Source organism: Endozoicomonas sp. OPT23, from assembly GCF_009653635.1.
Lineage (GTDB): Bacteria > Pseudomonadota > Gammaproteobacteria > Pseudomonadales > Endozoicomonadaceae > Endozoicomonas_A.
In genome coordinates this window covers 710,803-731,045 of the sequence record NZ_PPFD01000003.1, presented here as the reverse complement: position 1 = coordinate 731,045, position 20,243 = coordinate 710,803, and the positions used below count along the sequence as shown (strand labels likewise).

18 protein-coding genes are annotated in these 20,243 nt (G+C 49.0%); 2 read left to right on the top strand and 16 right to left on the bottom strand.

Annotated elements, in window-relative coordinates:
- Nucleotides 1-61: 61 nt before the first annotated feature.
- The 10 genes from dgcA to EOPP23_RS09120 form a co-directional block, all read right to left on the bottom strand.
- Nucleotides 62-2,128, bottom strand: coding sequence for a dimethylglycine demethylation protein DgcA (gene dgcA / locus EOPP23_RS09165; RefSeq protein WP_153765642.1), 2,067 nt, complete (start codon nt 2,126-2,128; stop codon nt 62-64).
- 100 nt (nt 2,129-2,228) lie between these two features.
- The gene (locus EOPP23_RS09160) at nt 2,229-2,759 is read right to left on the bottom strand and encodes a 4-vinyl reductase (protein WP_153765641.1); all 531 of its coding nucleotides are present in this window, start codon (nt 2,757-2,759) and stop codon (nt 2,229-2,231) included.
- A 56-nt stretch (nt 2,760-2,815) separates the two neighbouring features.
- A complete protein-coding gene (locus tag EOPP23_RS09155; RefSeq protein ID WP_153765640.1) occupies nt 2,816-3,793 on the bottom strand; it encodes a dipeptidase in 978 nt (325 codons plus the stop codon).
- 265 nt (nt 3,794-4,058) lie between these two features.
- Nucleotides 4,059-5,438, bottom strand: a complete 1,380-nt coding sequence (locus EOPP23_RS09150; protein ID WP_153765639.1) for an L-serine ammonia-lyase — start codon at nt 5,436-5,438, stop codon at nt 4,059-4,061.
- A gap of 126 nt (nt 5,439-5,564) precedes the next feature.
- Nucleotides 5,565-5,798: a formate dehydrogenase subunit delta gene (locus EOPP23_RS09145; protein ID WP_194842552.1), complete on the bottom strand. Its 234-nt coding sequence runs from the start codon at nt 5,796-5,798 to the stop codon at nt 5,565-5,567.
- Nucleotides 5,795-6,631 (bottom strand): formate dehydrogenase accessory sulfurtransferase FdhD, encoded by an 837-nt coding sequence (gene fdhD, locus EOPP23_RS09140; protein ID WP_153765637.1) that lies wholly within the window; start codon nt 6,629-6,631, stop codon nt 5,795-5,797. Before fdhD ends, EOPP23_RS09145 begins: the two co-directional genes overlap by 4 nt.
- Complete coding sequence (fdhF, locus tag EOPP23_RS09135) at nt 6,628-9,501, bottom strand: formate dehydrogenase subunit alpha (RefSeq protein ID WP_153765636.1); 2,874 nt, start codon at nt 9,499-9,501, stop codon at nt 6,628-6,630. Before fdhF ends, fdhD begins: the two co-directional genes overlap by 4 nt.
- A complete protein-coding gene (locus tag EOPP23_RS09130) occupies nt 9,494-11,065 on the bottom strand; it encodes an NADH-quinone oxidoreductase subunit NuoF (RefSeq protein ID WP_153765635.1) in 1,572 nt (523 codons plus the stop codon). Before EOPP23_RS09130 ends, fdhF begins: the two co-directional genes overlap by 8 nt.
- A complete protein-coding gene (locus tag EOPP23_RS09125; RefSeq protein ID WP_153765634.1) occupies nt 11,062-11,550 on the bottom strand; it encodes a formate dehydrogenase subunit gamma in 489 nt (162 codons plus the stop codon). Before EOPP23_RS09125 ends, EOPP23_RS09130 begins: the two co-directional genes overlap by 4 nt.
- 350 nt (nt 11,551-11,900) lie before the next feature.
- Entirely contained in the window at nt 11,901-13,016 is a 1,116-nt protein-coding gene (locus EOPP23_RS09120; protein WP_153765633.1) for a GlxA family transcriptional regulator, read from the bottom strand.
- A 338-nt stretch (nt 13,017-13,354) separates the two neighbouring features.
- Here EOPP23_RS09120 and fdhA point away from each other — a divergent pair, with 338 nt between their 5' ends.
- The gene (gene fdhA / locus EOPP23_RS09115) at nt 13,355-14,551 is read left to right on the top strand and encodes a formaldehyde dehydrogenase, glutathione-independent (protein ID WP_153765632.1); all 1,197 of its coding nucleotides are present in this window, start codon (nt 13,355-13,357) and stop codon (nt 14,549-14,551) included.
- Between the two features lie 43 nt (nt 14,552-14,594).
- On the opposite strand, the gene EOPP23_RS09110 is transcribed toward fdhA, so the two are convergent.
- From EOPP23_RS09110 to EOPP23_RS09085, 6 genes are all read right to left on the bottom strand, one after another.
- Nucleotides 14,595-15,002: a hypothetical protein gene (locus EOPP23_RS09110; protein WP_153765631.1), complete on the bottom strand. Its 408-nt coding sequence runs from the start codon at nt 15,000-15,002 to the stop codon at nt 14,595-14,597.
- Between the two features lie 189 nt (nt 15,003-15,191).
- Nucleotides 15,192-15,422: a hypothetical protein gene (locus EOPP23_RS09105; protein WP_153765630.1), complete on the bottom strand. Its 231-nt coding sequence runs from the start codon at nt 15,420-15,422 to the stop codon at nt 15,192-15,194.
- Between the two features lie 340 nt (nt 15,423-15,762).
- On the bottom strand, nt 15,763-16,278 hold the full coding sequence (locus tag EOPP23_RS09100; RefSeq protein ID WP_153765629.1) for a hypothetical protein: 516 nt from the start codon (nt 16,276-16,278) through the stop codon (nt 15,763-15,765).
- 208 nt (nt 16,279-16,486) lie between these two features.
- Nucleotides 16,487-17,011: a DUF1456 family protein gene (locus EOPP23_RS09095; protein ID WP_153765628.1), complete on the bottom strand. Its 525-nt coding sequence runs from the start codon at nt 17,009-17,011 to the stop codon at nt 16,487-16,489.
- Nucleotides 17,012-17,312: 301 nt separating this feature from the next.
- On the bottom strand, nt 17,313-18,233 hold the full coding sequence (locus EOPP23_RS09090) for a hypothetical protein (RefSeq protein WP_370514729.1): 921 nt from the start codon (nt 18,231-18,233) through the stop codon (nt 17,313-17,315).
- 303 nt (nt 18,234-18,536) lie between these two features.
- Nucleotides 18,537-19,394, bottom strand: a complete 858-nt coding sequence (locus tag EOPP23_RS09085; RefSeq protein WP_153765627.1) for a PA4780 family RIO1-like protein kinase — start codon at nt 19,392-19,394, stop codon at nt 18,537-18,539.
- A gap of 130 nt (nt 19,395-19,524) precedes the next feature.
- Between EOPP23_RS09085 and EOPP23_RS09080 the strand changes: the two genes are divergently transcribed.
- The gene (locus tag EOPP23_RS09080; RefSeq protein WP_153765626.1) at nt 19,525-20,214 is read left to right on the top strand and encodes a pseudouridine synthase; all 690 of its coding nucleotides are present in this window, start codon (nt 19,525-19,527) and stop codon (nt 20,212-20,214) included.
- Nucleotides 20,215-20,243: the final 29 nt, after the last annotated feature.

The window sequence follows — 20,243 nt, the reverse complement described above, 5'->3', positions numbered from 1 at the left end:
GGTCGGTTTGTTATTATTGTTGGCTCACTGTTAAACAGTGAGCCAGAGTAAAAGACTTGGGTTACAGGTCTTTGCAGAGACGCAGAGCGTCGTACATAGCTGCATGAATATTACGCTGGGAAACACAGTCACCCAGTCGCCAGAGGATCATGCCTTCAGGAGACTGTTCGGAAAGAACAGGTTGGGCTTTGCCATCAAAAAGAGTCTGGTTATCAATTTGTCCCTTGTTGTAGGAATCCTCTTTCAGGGCGTAGTAGAGAGCTTCGTCTGGACGGGTACCGTTCTCAATCACTACCTGATCAACCACTCGCTCTTCTTTCTGGCCTGTGTATTCGTTTTCCAGTACGGCAACGACCTTGTCGCCTTCGCGATAGACTTTCTCCAGCATCATGTCAGAAGACATGATGACTTCCCGTTCGTAAAGACTGCGATAGTATGTCGGGAATGTTGTACCACCGATGCCGACACCTGGTTTGATATCGTCGGTAACCAGCTCCACCAGTGAACCTTTGGAAGCCAGATAGTCCGCAGCGGACATGCCGGAGAACTCACAAATAGTGTCGTACACCAGGACACTCTTGCCGGGCTCTGTTTTGCCGCTGAGAATATCCCAGCTGGAAACGCAGAGGTTGTCTTCAGCACCCCATTCAGGATTCTGTTCTACAAAAGGAATGCCGCCAGTAGCGAGAATGCAGACGTCAGGCCTGAGGTCGCGAATAGCATCCTCGTTGCCTGCTGTACCCAGGCGGATATCAACGCCGAGACGGTTCAGTTCCATTTCCAGCCAGCGGGTAATACCTGCTATCTGATCGCGCTGAGGTGCTTTGGCAGCCAGAGTGACCTGACCGCCAAGGCCATCAGCCTTTTCAAACAGAGTGACATCGTGACCACGTTCAGCAGCGACCCGCGCTGCTTCCATGCCCCCCGGACCACCACCCACGATAACAACCTTGCGTTTTTTGCCGGTTGTCTTTTCGATGATATGAGGCATGCCCATATATTCGCGGGAGGTTGCGGCGTTCTGCACACAGAGAACGTCGAGCCCCATATATTGACGGTCGATGCAGTAGTTGGCTCCGACACACTGACGAATCTGGTCTACCTGATTCATTTTGATCTTGGCAATCAGGTGCGGATCGGCAATATGGGCACGGGTCATGCCGACAAAATCGACATAGCCGGCTTCGATAATACGCTTGGCCTGATTGGGGTCCTTGATGTTCTGGGCATGAATAACCGGAACATCGACCACTTCCTTGATACCGGCAGCCAGATGCAGGAACGGCTCCGGTGGATAACTCATGTTCGGAATAACGTTAGCCAGAGTGTTGTGAGTATCACAGCCGGAACCTACGACTCCGAAGTAGTCGACCATGCCAGTTTTGTTGTAGTAGCTGGCAATTTCTTTCATGTCATCGTGATTAAGACCGTCGACGTGGAATTCGTCACCACAGATACGCAGGCCTACAACAAAGTCCGGTCCAACTTCTTCACGAACGGCTTTCAGTACTTCGATACCGAAACGCATGCGGTTTTCAAAAGAGCCGCCCCACTGATCGGTTCGTTTGTTAACCCTTGGCGACCAGAACTGGTCAACCATATGCTGGTGAACGGCGGAGATTTCAACACCGTCCAGACCTCCTTCCTTGGCACGTCGGGCAGCCTGGGCAAAGTCGCCGATAACACGCCAGATATCTTCTTCTTCAATGGTCTTGCAGGTGGCGCGGTGAACGGGTTCCCGAATGCCGGATGGCGACATCAGGTTAGGCCAGTTCTCACCATCCCAGCGGGATCGACGACCCATATGGGTGATCTGAATCATGATCTTGCCACCGTGCTTATGAACAGCACCGGAAAGATTCTGAAAGTGTTCGATGATTCGGTCGGTGGACAGGTTGACGGAACTCCACCAACTCTGGGGGCTGTCTATGGAGACAACACTGGAGCCGCCACAGATTGAAAGACCACAGCCGCCTTTGGCTTTTTCTTCGTAATACTTTACGTAGCGGTCAGTAGTCATGCCGCCGTCGGTGGCATAAACTTCGGCGTGAGCCGTGCTGACAATTCGGTTTCGAATGGTCAGTTTATTGATTTTGAGCGGTTCGAAAAGGACATCAAACTCTGACATGCCCGGCACCCTGATTCTTATTCTTGTCTGCCAGCGTTGAAACCTTTTTGGCTAACGCTGACGGCTGATAGCTCTTGAGCTAGGAATGGTTTCGCTGGTGTTACAGAGGCGTGACTTCAAACAAGCCGTCGTCACAACCATCTTCTGCTGCACAGCGCGTCTGCTCGGCCTTTGTACGAACGGAGTAGCCCAGATTTTCTGCAATCTGATCCATGGCACCGGCAAACCAGCCGGTAAACATGTAGTCGACCTTACGGTTGACTTTGCCGTACTGGTAAACAAAGGCGGAATGCTCCAGACGCACACGGGCATAGCCGTTTTTGATATCCAGTTCTTCAATAACGAAAAACCCCCAGCCACGCTGGGAAAGGCGATTCATGTAGTGAATAAATACGTCGTCGCCAGATAGACCGTGTTCTGCGGCTTCTTTTTCACACCAGTACCAGGCTGATTTGTATCCGGCCTTGTAGAGAATCTCGGCGTATTTTTCAGCGCCAAGCTCTTCTTCGATGGCCATATGGTTGTTGACGAAAAAGTGACGGGGAACGTACAGCATCGGCAGGGCATCTGTGGTCCAGACACCTGTTTCACTGTCTACGTCAATCGGCATGTCCGGGGCATGGGTGGTCATACTTTATTACTCCGAGTATTTGTTGTTATTTTGATGAGTGCTGATGGGGTGGCGAGTTACTCGCCCCAGACGTCCTTGAGGACTCTCAGCCAGTTTTCACCCATGATTTTTCGGGTTTGTCTTTCGGTGAAACCATGTTTCAACAGAGCTTCTGTCAGGTTGGGGAATTCGCCGATAGTGCGAATGCCTTCCGGGTTGATGATCTTGCCAAAGCGAGTTAAACGACGAGCGTAGCCTTTGTCGTGAGTCAGCATTTCAAAGAAAGACTGGTCATGGCCCTGAGTGAAATCAGTACCAATGCCGATCTGGTCTTCTCCGACCAGGTTATAGATATAGGCAATGGCTTCTACGTAGTCTTCGATGGTGGATTCAATTCCATTCTTCAGGAATGGTGCGAACATGGTGACGCCAACAAAACCACCACGGTCAGCAATAAACTTGAGCTCTTCATCCGATTTATTACGGGGGTGATCTTTCAGACCGCTCGGCAGGCAGTGGGAGTAGCAAACCGGTTTCTTTGACGCGAGGATAACTTCTTCGGAGGTTTTCGGGCCTACGTGAGACAGGTCGCACATGACACCGACCCGGTTCATTTCCCCGACCACTTCATGGCCAAAGCCGGACAGGCCGCCATCACGCTCGTAACAGCCTGTACCAACCAGGTTCTGGGTGTTGTAGCACATTTGCACAACGCCAACACCGAGGTCTTTGAATATCTGAACGTAGTCGAGGCGGTCTTCAAACGCATGAGCATTCTGGAAGCCCATGATGATGCCTGTCTTGCCCTCTTCCTTGGCTCTGAGAATATCACTGGTGGTTTTTACTTTGGTGACCAGATCGGAGTTGGCATCAATCAGTCGATTGACTTCGCCAATGTTGTCGACGGTAGACTGGAAGCCTTCCCAGACAGAAACTGTACAGTTGGCAGCAGTGAGGCCGCCTTTGCGCATGTCTTCGAAAAGTTCACGACTCCATTTGGCAATGATGAGACCGTCGATGACGATACTGCTCTGATGAACATCCCCAGCATTCATTATTCTTATCCTCTGCCTTCTACCTTTCGCCGGGTTTAGCCTGATTACTGGCCTTATGTCCCGGGTCTCATCGGTTATTTTCAGATTTATTGTTATCTTCGGAGTCAGTGTAAAAGCTCAGGGGTAGACTCAGCACACTGTATGCGACAAGACTGATACCCAAAACCGTCATATCTGTTCTTAAAACGACACAGCAGAAAATACGACAGTCAGTAAATTCCGGCTGTCGTGCAGGTTGATGAAAGACGTCATTTTGAGCAGGAAGTCAGCACTCGATGGCGTTCACAGCAAGGCCACCCTTGGAGGTTTCCTTATATTTATCCTGCATATCCATGCCGGTGTCCCACATGGTTTTGATGACTTTATCGAGAGATATGAAGTGTTCGCCATTGCCCCGAAGCGACATCTGGGTGGCGTTGATGGCTTTTACCGCAGCAATAGCGTTGCGCTCAATACAGGGTATCTGTACCAGCCCGGCAACCGGGTCACAGGTCAGGCCAAGGTTATGTTCCAGAGCAATTTCAGCGGCATTCTCTACCTGTTCAGGACTGCCACCCAGTATTTCGCAGAGCCCTGCAGCGGCCATGGCGCAGGCTGAACCCACTTCTCCCTGACAACCAACTTCAGCACCGGAAATGGAGGCATTCTTTTTACACAGTGCGCCGATGGCAGCTGCCGCCAGAAGAAAATCCACTTCTGCGTCCTTACGACCACACTCACGGAATTTCATAAAGTACATCAGCACGGCAGGAATGATACCTGCTGCACCATTAGTGGGAGCGGTGACCATCCGGCCACCGGCTGCATTCTCTTCATTGACCGCCAGGGCATAGAGGTTCACCCAGTCCATGGCGGCCATGGTGGAACTGATAATATTGTTTGCCTGAGTATCCTGCAGCGATCGATACAGGTCGCTGGCCCGGCGTTTTACATCGAGACCGCCTGGCAGAATGCCTTCGTTCTCAAGTCCATTGGCAATACATTCCTGCATCACTGCCCAGATCTGTTTCAGGCCATCACGGACTTCCTGTTCTGACCGCCATACTTTCTCGTTTTCCATCATCAACTGACTGATACTGAGGTTATTGCTCTGACAGAGTTTCAGAAGCTCTTCGGCATTGTTGAAATCGTAGGGCAGCTTAACCTGAGGTACCAGGTGAGCGTCTTCTGTCGCCTGAGATTCGTCTATAACAAAACCACCCCCAATGGAGTAGTAAGTGTTACTGAGCAGATCACAGCCACTGGAATCCAGTGCTGTGATGGTCATGGCATTAGGGTGATAAGGAAGAGGTTCATCAATAAAGCGGATATCACGTTGCCAGTTGAACGCGACAAAGTGCTGGTCAGGCAGTGGCAAAATGCCATCCTTCCTGATGGTGCTGATCAGTAGTGGCAGCTCTTTGGGGTCAAAGGAATCAGGTCGTTTTCCGGTTAATCCGGCAACGGTTGCCTGATCGGTGCCATGGCCAATACCAGTGGAACTGAGTGAACCGTACAGGGTTATCTTGATCTGACTGATTGCAGGCAGCAAGCTTTCACTCTGAAGCCGTTCAGCAAACATAGCTGCTGCAACCATCGGCCCTACCGTGTGAGAACTGGACGGGCCAATGCCAACTTTAAATAGATCGAACACACTGATTGACATACATATTCCCACAGAGCCAATAATTCTTTACAGAGATTATCTGGCAGCCTGTGTTTGTGAATTTGACGATTAACGACGTTAATCGTTCTTAAATTCACCCTGTCGAACCGATTGTGTTGTCAGGAATCAGCAGTACCGGTCCGTTACCTTCTGCAATGCATGTTGTATTTCAGGTTGCAGCTCATCATTGTCCTGTTGGAAAAATTCAATGATCTGCTCTTTCATCGGGCGCGCCCAGAACTTGATAATGTGGTCGGCAATGATGTCGCCATTGGTTCCATGGTGGCCGTGATGCTGATTGTTGTCAGCAATCTGCTGCAGCATGGCAACCAGTTTCTGTTGTTCTGAAATATGGCTCATGTCGTCTGCTCCAGGCATTCACTGTAGATCTGATGCCTGCCCTGACGGGCAAAAGCGATCAGGTTTATATTCGCTTTTCTGGCAATATTCACAGCCAGAGAGGTGGGTGCAGAAACAGCAACCAGACTGCCAAGTCTTACAGCGGCAAGTTTCTGCACCATTTCGAAACTGGCTCGACTGGAGATAAGCACAAAGCCGTCGTTCAGGTCTTCATTTCTACGGTGAAGGCCGCCAATCAACTTATCCAAAGCGTTATGGCGCCCCACGTCTTCATAGAGAAACTGAATCCTCCCCTGCTGGTCACACCATGCTGCCCCGTGGCAGGCGCCGGTCAGTTCCTGCAAAGGCTGGTGCTGTCTCAATTCCAGTAATGCCTGCTGAACAGCCGGATCTGTTGGCCGTTTGGAAGGAGCTAGTGGTGTTACAGGTCGAATAGCCTGCTCCAGAGATTCAGTACCACAAAGGCCACAACCGGTGCGGCCGGTCAGGTTTCTTCTTCTTTCTTTCAAAGCAGACATACGCTGGCTGCTGATGCTCATTCGCAGCTCATAGCCAGCGTTTTGTTCTACAACTTCCAGATCATAGAATTCATCAGCAGACTCAATAATGCCTTCGGTGAGACTGAACCCAAGCGCCAGCAGCTCAAGATTTTCAGGCAGCGCCATCATTACGGCATGGGAGATGCCGTTGAAAACCATAGCGACAGGCACTTCTTCTGCAAGAAGATCGCTCTTTGGCTGATAACGACCGGATTGCCAGCGACTGACAGTCACTGGCTGGGTCGTGACGCTCTTAGATTCGGCAGTGGCAGAGTTCTTAATCATACAGTTCATGGTTCTATCGTCTTGCTGGCATTCTCAGCATTCAACAGTTGTATCTGTTGCTGATGGAACTGGTGGAACTGCTTCTGCCATTCCGAAGGTTCGGAAACCTTATTGATCTGTACGGCTGTTACCTTGTATTCCGGACAGTTAGTCGCCCAGTCCGAGTTATCAGTGGTGATTACATTGGCACCGCTGAACGGATGGTGGAAGGTGGTATAAACGACACCAGGCTGCATTCTTTCGCTGATGCGAGCCTTCAAAACGGTCTCACCAGCACGACTGCGAATACCCAGCCAGTCTCCATCCTTGATTCCACGGTCCTCGGCATCCACCGGATGCACCTCAAGCACATCTTCGTCATGCCAGACCTGGTTCTCGGTGCGTCGAGTCTGGGCACCAACATTGTATTGGCTGAGAATACGGCCCGTAGTCAATAACAGCGGGAACTTACGATTGGCACGTTCTTCGGTAGCAACATACTCGGTGATGGCCAGCTGCCCTCTTCCGATAGGGAAACTCTCGGTATGCATAGTAGGCATACCTTCAGGGTACTGGTCATTGCAGGGCCATTGAATACTGCCCAACTCTTCCAGCTTTTCATAACTGACACCGGAGAAAGACGGCGTCAGGCTGGCAATTTCGGCCATGATTTCGGAAGGATGCGAGTAGTTCATCGGGTAACCAAGAGCATTGGCCAGGTCCTGAGTGACTTCCCAGTCTTCCTTACCAGCTACCGCTGGCATGACCTTGCGGACACGGTTTATACGACGTTCAGCGTTCGTAAAGGTGCCGTTTTTCTCAAGGAAGGAAGAACCCGGCAGCAGGACATGAGCGTACTTGGCGGTTTCATTGAGGAAGATATCCTGAACGATCAGGCACTCAAGAGATTCCAGTGCTGCCTGCACATGCTGGGTGTTGGGGTCTGACTGAGCGATATCTTCACCCTGAACATACATGCCCCTGAATGTTCCGCTGATGGCAGCATCAAACATATTGGGGATTCGCAGTCCGGGTTCATCGTCCAGCGTTACGCCCCAGCTTTGCTCGAACTTGGTACGAATAGTATCGTCGGCAATATGCTGGTAACCGGGCAGTTCGTGAGGGAAAGAGCCCATGTCGCAGGAACCCTGAACATTGTTCTGACCTCGCAATGGATTAACACCAACCCCTTCACGACCCAGGTTACCTGTAATCATAGCCAGATTGGCAATGGCCATTACGGTACTGGAGCCCTGACTGTGCTCGGTAACTCCAAGACCGTAATAGATAGCGCCGTTACCGGCAGTAGCGTAAAGCCTTGCCGCTTGACGAATCTTTTCGGCAGGTACGCCTGTGATTACTTCAGCAGATTCCGGAGAATTCTTGTCCTGGACAATAAACTCCAACCACTTCTTCAGGGAGTCGGTGTCACAGCGTTGCTCAATAAAGTCATTGTCGAGCAGTTGTTCAGTGGCAATGACATAAGCCAGAGCATTCAACATGGCCACGTTACTGCCGGGCCTTAAAGGCAGGTGCGTGTTGCCCTGAAGGTGAGGCGTGGACAGCAGATCGATCTCTCTTGGATCAATAACGATCAGGCTTGCGCCTTCTCTTAGACGACGGCGCAATAGTGAACCGAATACAGGGTGTGCATCGGTCGGGTTGGCCCCCATAACAATGACCACATCACTCTTCAATACTGACTGGAACGTCTGGGTACCGGCTGACTCACCCAGTGTCGTCTTCAAACCATAGCCGGTTGGTGAATGGCAGACACGGGCACAGGTATCTGTATTGTTGTTGCCAAAAGCAGCCCGAATCAGCTTCTGAACCAGATAGGCCTCTTCATTGGTACAGCGTGATGAGGTAATGCCGCCAACACTTTCCCGGCCGTACTTTTCCTGAATGGATTGAATGCGGGAAGCTGCAAAGCCAATGGCTTCTTCCCAGGAAACACGACGCCATGGCTGGTCAATGGCATCACGGATCATAGGCTCTTTAATACGATCCTTATGGGTGGCATAACCAAAGGCAAAGCGGCCTTTAACACAGGAGTGACCCTGGTTCGCTTCACCGCCTTTGTAAGGCACCATGCGAACAAGCTCGCTGCCTTTCATCTCAGCCTTGAAGGCGCAACCGACACCACAATAGGCACAGGTCGTTACCACTGAATGTTCGGGCTGCCCCTGCTCGATGACACTCTTTTCCATCAGCGTTGAAGTCGGGCAAGCCTGAACACAGGCTCCGCAGGAGACACAGTCGGAGTCGAGGAAGCTCTCTCCTTTTCCTGCCGCTATTTTTGAATCAAAACCACGACCTTCAACGGTCAGGGCAAAAGTACCCTGAACCTGTTCACAGGCACGGACGCAGCGGGAACAGACAATGCATTTGGAAGGATCAAAACTGAAGTAAGGATTGGAGTGGTCTTTCTCCTGTTCCAGATGATTTTTACCAAGACCATAGCGAACTTCTCTAAGCCCAACAGCCCCCGCCATGTCCTGCAGCTCACAGTCACCATTGCTTGGACAGGTCAGGCAGTCCAGTGGGTGATCGGAGATATACAGTTCCATGATATTACGACGCAGTTTGGCCAGGCTGGTATTCTGGGTCGTTACCTTCATACCGTCTGCAACGGGTGTGGTGCAGGAAGCTGGCATACCGCGACGACCTTCAATCTCTACCGCACAAAGACGGCAGGAGCCGAATGATTCGAGGTTATCGGAGGCACAGAGTTTGGGAATATTAATATCATGCAGCATGGCTGCCCGCATGACCGATGTGCCTTCAGGCACTGTAACCTTGACTCCGTCGATATCCAGGTTAACCAGAACATCTGATTCAACAAAAGGGGTTCCGTAATCCTTATCCGGATCAGTTTTCGGGTTAAAGTACTCAATCATTACCCTGACCTCCTGTCTGGCTGGTTGCAGGGGTGAAATCGCTGGCAAAGTGGCTAACAGCACTGCGAACGGGGAACGGTGTCATGCCGCCCATGGCGCAGAGGGAACCAAATTCCATTGTGTCGCAGAGATCGTGCAGCAGTTCGATATTGGCTTCACTGTTTTCACCACTGCGAATGCGGTCAATAACTTCTACACCACGGGTGGAGCCAATACGACAGGGTGTGCATTTACCGCAGGATTCTTCGGTGCAGAACTCCATGGAGAACCGAGCCTGTTCCGACATATCTACACTGTCGTCAAATACTACGATACCGCCATGGCCGAGCACGGCACCTTCAGCAGAAAAAGCCTCATAATCCAGAGGCAGGTCCCATTGTGATTCGGGTAAATAAGCACCCAGCGGGCCGCCGACCTGAATAGCTTTGACCGGACGACCGGAGGCGGTTCCCTGCCCAAACTCTTCTACCAGCTGACGCAATGTGTAGCCAAAAGGCAGCTCAATCAGGCCGCCCTGGTGGATATTGCCAGCCAGCTGAAACGGCAGGGTTCCTTTGGAGCGATTGATTCCATATTCACCGTAAGCTTTTCCTCCTTCAGCCAGAATGAAGGGAACAGCGGCAAGACTGAGAACGTTATTAACGATGGTTGGCTGACCAAACAAACCTTCAAGAGCTGGCAGTGGCGGTTTAGCGCGAACCAGTCCGCGCTTGCCTTCAAGGCTTTCCAGTAGTGATGTCTCTTCACCGCAGATATAAGCACCGGCACCGAGTCGTACTTCCAGATGAAATGTTTTGCCACTATTGAGAATGTTTTCTCCGAGGAATCCGGCTTTTATTGCGTTGTTGATAGCTTCATCAAGAACCTGTTGAGCCATTGGGTATTCGGAACGGAGATAGATATAGCCCTGATCAGCGCCAACAGCCAGACCAGCGATGGCCATGCCTTCAATCAGCATGTAAGGATCGGCTTCCATTACCATACGGTCAGCAAAAGTACCCGAGTCACCTTCATCGGCGTTACAGACAATGTACTTTTGATCGGAAGGCGCATCGAGTACGGTCTGCCACTTGATACCGGTAGGGAAAGCCGCTCCGCCACGACCTCTGAGCCCAGACTCCTTAACCTCGTTCACTATTTCCTGAGATGAAACTGACAGGGCTTTTTCAAGCCCTTTGAAGCCATCATGGTTTTGATAGTCGTCAATAGACAGTGGGTCAGTAATACCGGCACGCGAGAAGGTAATTCTCTGCTGTTTTTTCAGGTATGGAATCTCTTCCGTCTCACCCAGAAACAAAGGGTGTTGAGCAAACTCGCCCGTTTTCAGATCGGTCAGCAGTGACTCGACATCAGCTGTTGCAACAGAGCCAAAGGCCATACGCTTCTGGCCGATTTCGACTTCAACCAGAGGTTCCAGCCAGAACAAGCCACGGGAACCGTTGCGGGTCAGTTCGATGTTTAAGTCGTATTGTTCAGCCTTTTCGAGAATAGAGTCTGCAATCTGATCGGCGCCCAGTGAACAGGACGTAGTATCTTTTGGTACGAACAGTTTGAAATGATTCATTGCAGCTCCAGAGGTCGAGTGGTCATGGCATCGACCAGTTCGTCGAAGCGTTCATTGCTGACTCGCCCGTGGATCTCGTTACTAATGCGAATATTAGGGCCACAGGCACAGTTGCCGAGGCAGTAAACGGCATCGAGGCTAAACTCTTTGTCCATAGTCGTTTGGTGGTAGTCCACTGACAGTTTTTTCTTAATGTGGGCTTCCAGTGATCTGGAGCCACGAGCCTGGCAGGCTTCAGCGCGGCAGACCTGAACCTGATGGTTGCCAGGCGGTGTCGTGCGGAAATGATGATAAAAACTAATGACGCCGTGAATCTCAGCTTTGGTCTGCCGTAGTGCAGAAGCGATCAGATCAATGGCTTCTGAAGGGATGTACCCTAATTTATCCTGAATTCCGTGAAGTATTGGTAACAGGGCACCCGGCCTGTCATGCCATGATTTGATGACAGTGGTGATAATGCTGGAATCTTCTGTCATACCAGTCATCTACTTGTACCTTTTTGGCTTTATTCTTATTCAAGGCTGTCGAGAGCTTGATCTGAAGGCATCCTGACCCGTCAGTAGCAACTGCCGGTTACGATGTGACCTGTATAGTTCACTCCTGTCCCGTGGAGTGTTGTCTGATGCCATTTAACCAGATTTGGCTGATGCACTTTTGCCTGAATCTTACGCAGGCTGTCGTTTTTAGATAACAGCCTGACTGGCAAAATACTCTTGTTTGAGTCAATCAATAATAGGTCATTGTTGGTATAGCATCCCTATTTGACTACCACCAAATGAGTGACTTGGGAGGTAAGGCCTTGAATGACAAAGCCTGCAGGCTTCTGGTTAAGTGATCAGATATTGACTGACACTGAGCCGAAACTGGGTTCCGCCTGGGATTCATTCAGAACGGACTGTGATTTTGCTTCAACAGGGCCCAGTGCCAGCTTATTGATAACTGTGGTTGTATGAGTGGGCTCCTGCCAGCTGCCTTTTCGGTCATCCCTTGGGGAAATGCCGTTGTATTTTCTGTAACAGCGACTGAAATGAGGCGTTGAAACAAAACCGCAGGCAGCGGCTACTTCAACAATCGACATGCTGGATTGCTTCAGCAGTTGTCGCGCCCGGTCGAGTCTCAGTTTCAGATAATGTCTTGAAGGTGAACAGGAAAGGTGTCGCTGAAACATTCTTTCCAGCTGACGACGCGAAACATGTACGAAAGATGCCAGCTCATCAAGTTCAATGGGCTCTTCCAGATTGCTTTCCATCAGCTCAATGATATCGACCAGCTTGGATCTTGATTCGCCAGTGTTGTGTGACTGACGAAGAGGTACGCGTTGTCTGTCATTTTCAGTTCGTATACGGTCACAGACAAACATATCGGATACCGCTGTAGAGAGCTTTGAGCCATAACGAAGCGTGATCAGATGCAGGAACATGTCCATAGACGCACTACCACCTGATGAAGTCATACGGTTATGTTCGATAGTAAAAAGCTTGTTATTACAGCGAACTCTCTGGTAATGCTCCTGCAAGGAAGCAATGCATTCCCAATGGGCGCTGCACTCCTGATTATCGAGCAGGCCTGCATCGGCTAAAACATATGGCCCTGTACAAATACCACCAATAATCTTGCCGGATTGAGCCTTACTTCTAAGCCAGCGAGTATGCTTGTTGTTAAAACTTCGAGTGATATTAACGCCACCAACGACAATCAGAATGTCCACATCAATGTTGTCTGAGATTGAATGATCGGGTGTAAAGATAATGCCATCACTGGCTTTTACCGGTTCACCGTCTTCTGAAATCAGAGTCCAGCTAAACAGCTCTGAACCAAAGAGTTGATTGGCCATTCTCAGCGTTTCGAGTGCTGAAGCCATAGCTAACATGGTGAAATTATTCAGCAGAAGAAAACCGACACTGGTTGCGTCCTGCCTTTTCAATGGAGACTGAGGGGTGCCTGAAACCATTTTATTATTTTCCTCCTCAAATACTCCGCACTGGCGCTGGCGAAGCATGAGAAATACTGCTTTTGTTTATTATTATTTTACTTAGTAACTTGCACGGCCTGATGGCCATTTCTGGATAATATCTGCACAAACATATTCGATCAATAAATGAATATGGATTTACATAACTTCCCGTTTGGTAACTTTTTATATGTCGTTTTTAATCAAGTTGCTGCCTTTTTTAGTCATTCTGAAGAGTCCTGCTGCCAGTACTTTCGAGTGTGCTTTCAATAAAAACCGGGCCTCTCAGCCGGGGATTGAATGCTGATTACTAAAATAATAAATCTGGAGCATCAGTCATGTGTGACCACTCGAATCGTGGTGTCGTTTATAAGGGGGCGGGTAATGTTGCCGTTGAGTCCATAGCCTTTCCTGAGTTGGCTCTGGGCAACAGAAAATGTGATCACGGCGTTATTCTGAAAGTTATTACTACCAACATCTGTGGTAGTGACCAGCATATGGTTCGCGGTAGAACAACAGCGTCCGAAGGCCTCGTTCTGGGTCATGAAATTACCGGTGTTATTCTTGAAAAAGGCAGCGATGTTGAGTTTCTGAACGTCGGCGATATTGTCTCTGTACCTTTCAACATCGCCTGCGGTCGTTGCCGTAACTGTAAAGAAGGCAAAACCGGGATCTGCCTCAATGTTAACCCTGCTCGTCCGGGTGCAGCTTATGGTTATGTTGATATGGGCGGCTGGGTTGGAGGTCAGGCTGAGTATGTCATGGTGCCGTATGCAGACTTCAATTTGCTGAAGTTCCCGGATGCCGATCAGGCTATTGAAAAGATCAGGGACCTTACCCTGCTGTCTGATATTTTCCCGACAGGCTTCCACGGTTGTGTAACTGCTGGGGTTAAGCCTGGTTCAACTGTTTATATTGCCGGTGCAGGCCCGGTTGGTCTGGCTGCAGCCGCTTCAGCCCAGTTACTTGGTGCTGCCTGCGTTATTGTGGGCGACATGATTGAAGATCGCCTGGCTCAGGCCCGCAGCTTTGGCTGTGAAACCATTGATCTTCGTGAAGATGGTTCCATGGAAGATAAGCTGGAAGAGATTCTGGGTGAACGTGAAGTGGATGCTTTCGTCGACTGTGTAGGCTTCGAAGCGCACGGTTGCGGTTGTAATCATAATCAGGAAGCTCCGGCAACGGTTCTTAACTCTGCGATGCAGGTAACCAGAGCTGGTGGCAGCATAGGTATTCCAGGCCTTTATGTGACTGAAGATCCGGGTGCTATGGATGAGGCTGCCAGAGTGGGTGCTCTCAGCATGCGCTTTGGTCTTGGTTGGGCGAAATCACATTCTTTTCATACGGGTCAGTGTCCGGTTATGAAATATCACCGTAACCTGATGCAGGCGATTCTGTTCGACAAGATTGATATTGCCAAGGCGGTAAACGTTCAGGTTATTTCACTGGACAGTGCACCAGAAGGTTATGCGGACTTTGATGGCGGAGCAGCCAAGAAGTTTGTTATTGATCCGCATGGTTCCTGTACTGTCTGATTAATCGAGAGCGATGCAACAGCATCGCTCTCATTAAATAAGGTTACACCTTGCATGCTTCGATAAGGCTTAGTAAAAAACCTAAATGCTGTGCTGTTGCCTGTAGTTGTCCTCGGTCTGAATGCTCAGGGTTTATAATCATCTGTCCCTCTGTATTTAACAGATCCGCAGTTAACTTTTTCTTGAATATGAGTAGTCTGCTCGGGTTGTATTTTCCGAGTTTTAGCGCCTTACACAGTGTCCGTGTTTCGCCCTCATATTGACTCAAGGAATATGATATTTTTTCAAAGCCTGCTTGAAGCGTCGACACATCGAGCTCAATAAGTCTGAGAGCAGTTTCAGTTCCATGAAGAAGACAGTACAGAGGGATATCCTTAAGTTTTGTTCTTGATGACAGTTCTTTATAGCCATCATGACGGTCATACCTGTTTTCTTTTAGAGACGGTTTCAAAAGTGATCAGCCACTAACATGAAAGAATTTACAGGTTTGAGCTAAATATTCCTCATCACCTGCTACGAGGGGAATATTATGTATCCCTCATATTTGACTGATGATGAGTGGAAACTTATCAAACCTTTTTTCCCTGACCCTGGTTACGATAAACCAAAGAATGACAGGCCAAGAGACTGGCCCTACAGGCTAATTCTTGATATATGGCTTATATTTCTTGTGAGCAACAGGGTCGAACTTAACTTTTTCGATGCCCATCTTTTTAGTCCAGCCGCGTAGATCAGAGCGGGAGCCAACAACAAGAAAGTAGGTCAGAAAGATATTTGTAATCAGGAAGTCTACGATCAGGCCACCCCAGCTGATATCACTGCTGAAAGCCATCCATGAGAAGAAACCGGCCAGAACTGTGTTAATGAACATGCTGCGCGCAATCAGGTTGTAGATGCGGGCACCGACCAGTGTGGGGTTTTTGGTCGAAACAACGTATTCAATTTTTTCTACAAAACTTATATAGCCCGCTCTCTAACGCACCTTCAAAGCCGGTCATATATCGCCAGAGTTGAGGGGATACTATATGAAGCTTTTTGTGCCACTAATATGTCGATATCAGCAGTTTCTATGCTTATTTGTGTTTTTATTAGAGTAAAACGAGGCAGGGACAGACACAGAACTGTTGCTCCGTGTCTTATCAAGCAATCAAGCAATCAAGCAATCAAGCAATCAAGCAATCAAGCAATCAAGCAATCAAGCAATTAGGCAATCAGGCGGTGGCTGTAACTGTATTCATTGCTGTGTGGTCAGCAACCGCTACACGAGAGGCAGAGAAAGCAATCAGGTAAGCGAGAACGGTGCAGTATAGAGTTTTGTAAACAGTATAAACGACACCACCCATGGCTCCGTCCATAAAGTGCTCAACAACCAGAAGGCTTGGCGCATAAAACAGGGTAAAAGCAACAACCAGCCACAGTGTTACCAGCTTGGCCTTGGTGGCTGGCAGCATGGAAGCCAGTTTGTAACTGATAGTGCCTTCTTCCCAGAGGTGACCGGTTTGGGAGTTTTTCTTCAGAGCCTGTTGAATGTTAAACATGGTGAAGAAGCAAACAAAGAAAGTAACAAAAAATGTACCCAGCCCCAGATCAAAAGCAACTGTATCCCCCTCACCTGTCAGTGGAATAGCGTCCATAGATGCAAACATAAACCAACCAATAGCGCCATTGATCAGCAAGTTCAAAATTACGTTAATCTTGATTTCTTTTTTGCAGTAAGCCAGATACACAGCAAACTCTCCGGGAATTTCTTTGAATCTTTCTCGTGATTCATAGTTAAAAAATGAGTCACGCGCCTGAATTTTTTGTCAGGCTCAATATAGGAAGAATACTTACTAACAGCCATGCACATAACGATTCAATCTTTGTCCAATACTGTTGTCAGTTTTACAAAAACGACAACAGTCGAACAAAAGCGGGTGGGGTTTATCTGCTGAGTTATTTCTTAGCTTTATCGGTTGATTGCTTCGCAGTATTTACTTTTCTGGCAGGCAGGTTCGGACGATTTCTTTTAGTCAGCCCGGAGATAAAGTTTCTCAGAAACTGGTTGCCACACTCTTTGTAATTTCTGTGGCCGCGTCTTCTGAATATGGCAGACAACTCTGTTTTAGAAACTTCAAATTCAGCCAGTTTCATCATGTCGATAATATCAGTGTCTTTCAGCTCAAGAGCGATTCTGATTTTACGCAGCACTTCATTCTTGGACAGTAATTCGTTTTTTGGCAGATATTCGGGCTTTCGGCCTTCCTGAACACCGCGACAATGGATGATAAAGCCATCCAGAAAGCGGGAAAGAACATCGTCACGGCAGAGGATATAACCTTCTTCTTCTTCCTTGCGCATGATATTGACCAGATAATCAGGGGTAATAGTGAACTCGGCCAGTTTGAAAATCTTGACCATCTGCTGATCGTTAAGGTTCAGTGCAAAACGCAGGCGACGCAATACATCGTTGGCAATCATGGGATTCCGGAAATAAAAGAGGCAGAAAGAAAAGATTAAATGATTGCAGGAGAGTATAGATGAAAAGCGGTTCAAATCGCAGTCTACTATCGTAGGTTGGAGTTAAACGAAGTGAAACCCAATAAGAGTGACACAAGGCTAATTAAAAATTAACGATTAAAGATCACATTGTTCACTTCGTTTTCCAGCAGTTCCTGAGACCGGAGATCAGCTTTGGACTGAACTCGTCAGCAACAGCGGTGTTAGCCACGTCTTCCAGAGACATTTCGTCTTTCAGGATCTTCTGACCCATGTCAGCGCCCTAACCCAGCTGAGCGTCGCCACGGTTGGCGTCGATGGAACCGAAAATACCCAGAGAAGTTGCAGTCGCTACTTCGTGGTGGAAGCTGTGACCAGCGAGAGTCGCATGGTTAGCTTCGACGTTAATCTGGATCTCTTTTTCCAGATCGAACTCTTTCAGGAAACCGAATACAGTAGCAGTGTCGTAGTCGTACTGGTGCTTGGTAGGCTCCTGTGGCTTAGGCTCAATCAGGATAGAACCTTCAAAACCGATCTTGTGCTTGTGCTCAACAACCATTTGCATGAAACGGCCCAGCTGCTGACGTTCACGACGCAGGTCGGTGTTCAGCAGAGTCTCGTAACCTTCACGACCGCCCCACAGAACGTAGTTTTCGCCGCCAAGACGATTGGTAGCGTTCATGGCATTGAACACCTGGGTAGCCGTGCAGGTGAATACTTCAGGGTTAGGATTGATTGCAGCACCGGACATGTAACGTGGGTTAGAGAATGCGTTGGCAGTACCCCACAGTAGTTTCAGGCCGGTTTCTTCCTGCTTGCGTTCCAGAACATCAACCATGGTCGCAAAGTTGTTGATGTATTCCTTAATGGACTTGCCTTCAGGAGCAACGTCCGCTTTCATCGTCGCCATTTCCAGCTCGCTACCTGCCTGATGCCATGGGCGAACCATTGTGCCGGCACCGAATACGTCAGACCCGGTCCAGCAGAAGTAGTGCCAGTAGCAGGCTGCAAAACGCAGGTGCTCGGCCATGGTCTTACCCAGGATAACCTTGCTTGGGTCGTAAGTTTTGAACGCCAGAGGATTTCTGGACTCAGGGCTTCGTACTGGATCTTGCTGATACCTTTGAAGAATTCGGACATGGGTCACTCCGGTCAGATTGGCATCGCTGATTAAATATATGGAGATACGAAGCCACTTTGTCATTACCCGTCACAGGCGGGTAATGACTGCACGTATGTTCGCTGCGTGTGTCCACACACTTAAAACGACACCGAATCAATTAAAAGTATTCTGGTGAATCTTGGTATGGAGTGACTATAAAAAGTCAGCGTACGATCAAATAGGTATAAAATCGTGGAGTTTATGTCCTTTTTACTATCAACAACTGTCGTAAAGTGAACATTATTTATCAGGAGGTGGCTGGGCTGATGGGGTATTGGATCGTGCAGGCCTGATAAAACAAGGCCTGCACAGATTATTTAAAAGAGGTTAATAATTAGAGATTGATCACTCGGGATTATTTGCATCTTTGATTCGTTCGAGACGTTCCTGTTCCTCCTCCATGGCGGCTTTGATTTCTTCCATAATGGAATCAACGTCTGCAGCCACTTCTTCGACTTTGAATTGTCCGGTCAGCTCTGTTTCCGGTGTCAGTTCACCGTCTTCAAACAGTTGCCACATTTCCTGTGCGTAACGGGCATTGAGCAGCTCTGGAGCAAACTGGCCGTAGTAGTGATTCATGTTTTCAATATCACGTTCCAGCATACTGCGGGCATTGTTGTTGCCCGCTGCGTCAACGGCCTGAGGCAGGTCGATAATGACCGGACCATCCTGATTGACCAGAACATTAAACTCGGACAAGTCACCGTGAACGAGTCCGGCACAGAGCATCAGTTTTACGTAATGCATCACCAGAGCATGATCTTCCAGAGCCTGTTCTTCAGACATGGAAACATCGCTGAGCCTTGAAGCAACATCACCGTCTTCATCGGTAACCAGCTCCATCAGCAGCACGCCTTCCAGACAGATATGCGGCTGAGGCACTCTTACACCGGCGTTGGCCAGTTTGAACAGAGCATCGACCTCGGCACTTTGCCAGGTTTCTTCCTGCTGCTTGCGTCCGAACTTGGAGCCTTTTTCCATGGCTCTGGCACGGCGGCTGTTGCGAACCTTGCGGCCTTCCTGATAAAGGGCGGCTTTCTTGAAGCTGCGTTTGGCGGCTTCCTTATAAACCTTGGCGCAGCGGATTTCGTCACCGCAACGTACAACAAAGACATCGGCTTCTTTTCCGCTCATCAAACGGCGGAGAACTTCGTCAACCAGACCTGCTTCTACAAGTGGTTGAATGCGTTTTGGGGTTTTCATCGCGTCCTTGTACATTAGTCATAGACAAAAGTCAGGCAATAAATGCACCACTTGTCATTTATGACTGTTTGAGAAAGCTACACCGCGAAAGTTCCTTCATTGGTGTCGGGCATCCTGAGATAATTATGCCATGAGATTAGACAGATTATTATGCCAACATCCAATGTGGAACCGTCGTCATGCTTTGACCTTGCTTGCTCAAGGCAAAGTTCTGGCTGACGGTAAGGTTGAACGTGATGGCAGTATTGATATTTCCCAGTTTGTGAGGGTTGAAGTGGATGGCGAGTTGATTCAGGAAGGGCAGAAAGCGCTCTATATAATGATGCACAAACCTGTGGGTATTCTCAGTGCCACTTCAGACCCGGTTCATAAAACGGTGATGGACTTGCTTCCGGCTGAGCTGGCTTCACAGCTGCATATTGCTGGCAGGCTTGATCGTGCAAGTTCCGGACTGATGCTTTTGACCAATGATGGCCAATGGTCACGAAGGATGACGGACCCTGATTTAAAGAAGCCAAAGACTTATCTGGTCACAACGGACAATCCTATTGACCCTGATACAGCCAGGCTCTTTGCTGAAGGCATCTATTTTCCTTATGAAGATATCACCACCAGTCCGGCTGAGCTGGAGCAGTTAAACAGTCATCTGGTTAGGTTGACCATTTATGAAGGGCGTTATCATCAGATTAAAAGAATGTTCGGGCGGTTCAGGAACCCGGTGGTGGGGTTGCATCGGGAGAGTATGGGGGGGATTCGGTTGGATGATAGGTTGGTTGAAGGTGGGTATAGGGAATTATCGGAAATAGAAATTAGAGGGTGAAAGTTCCCACGCAGGTGCGTGGGAACAAG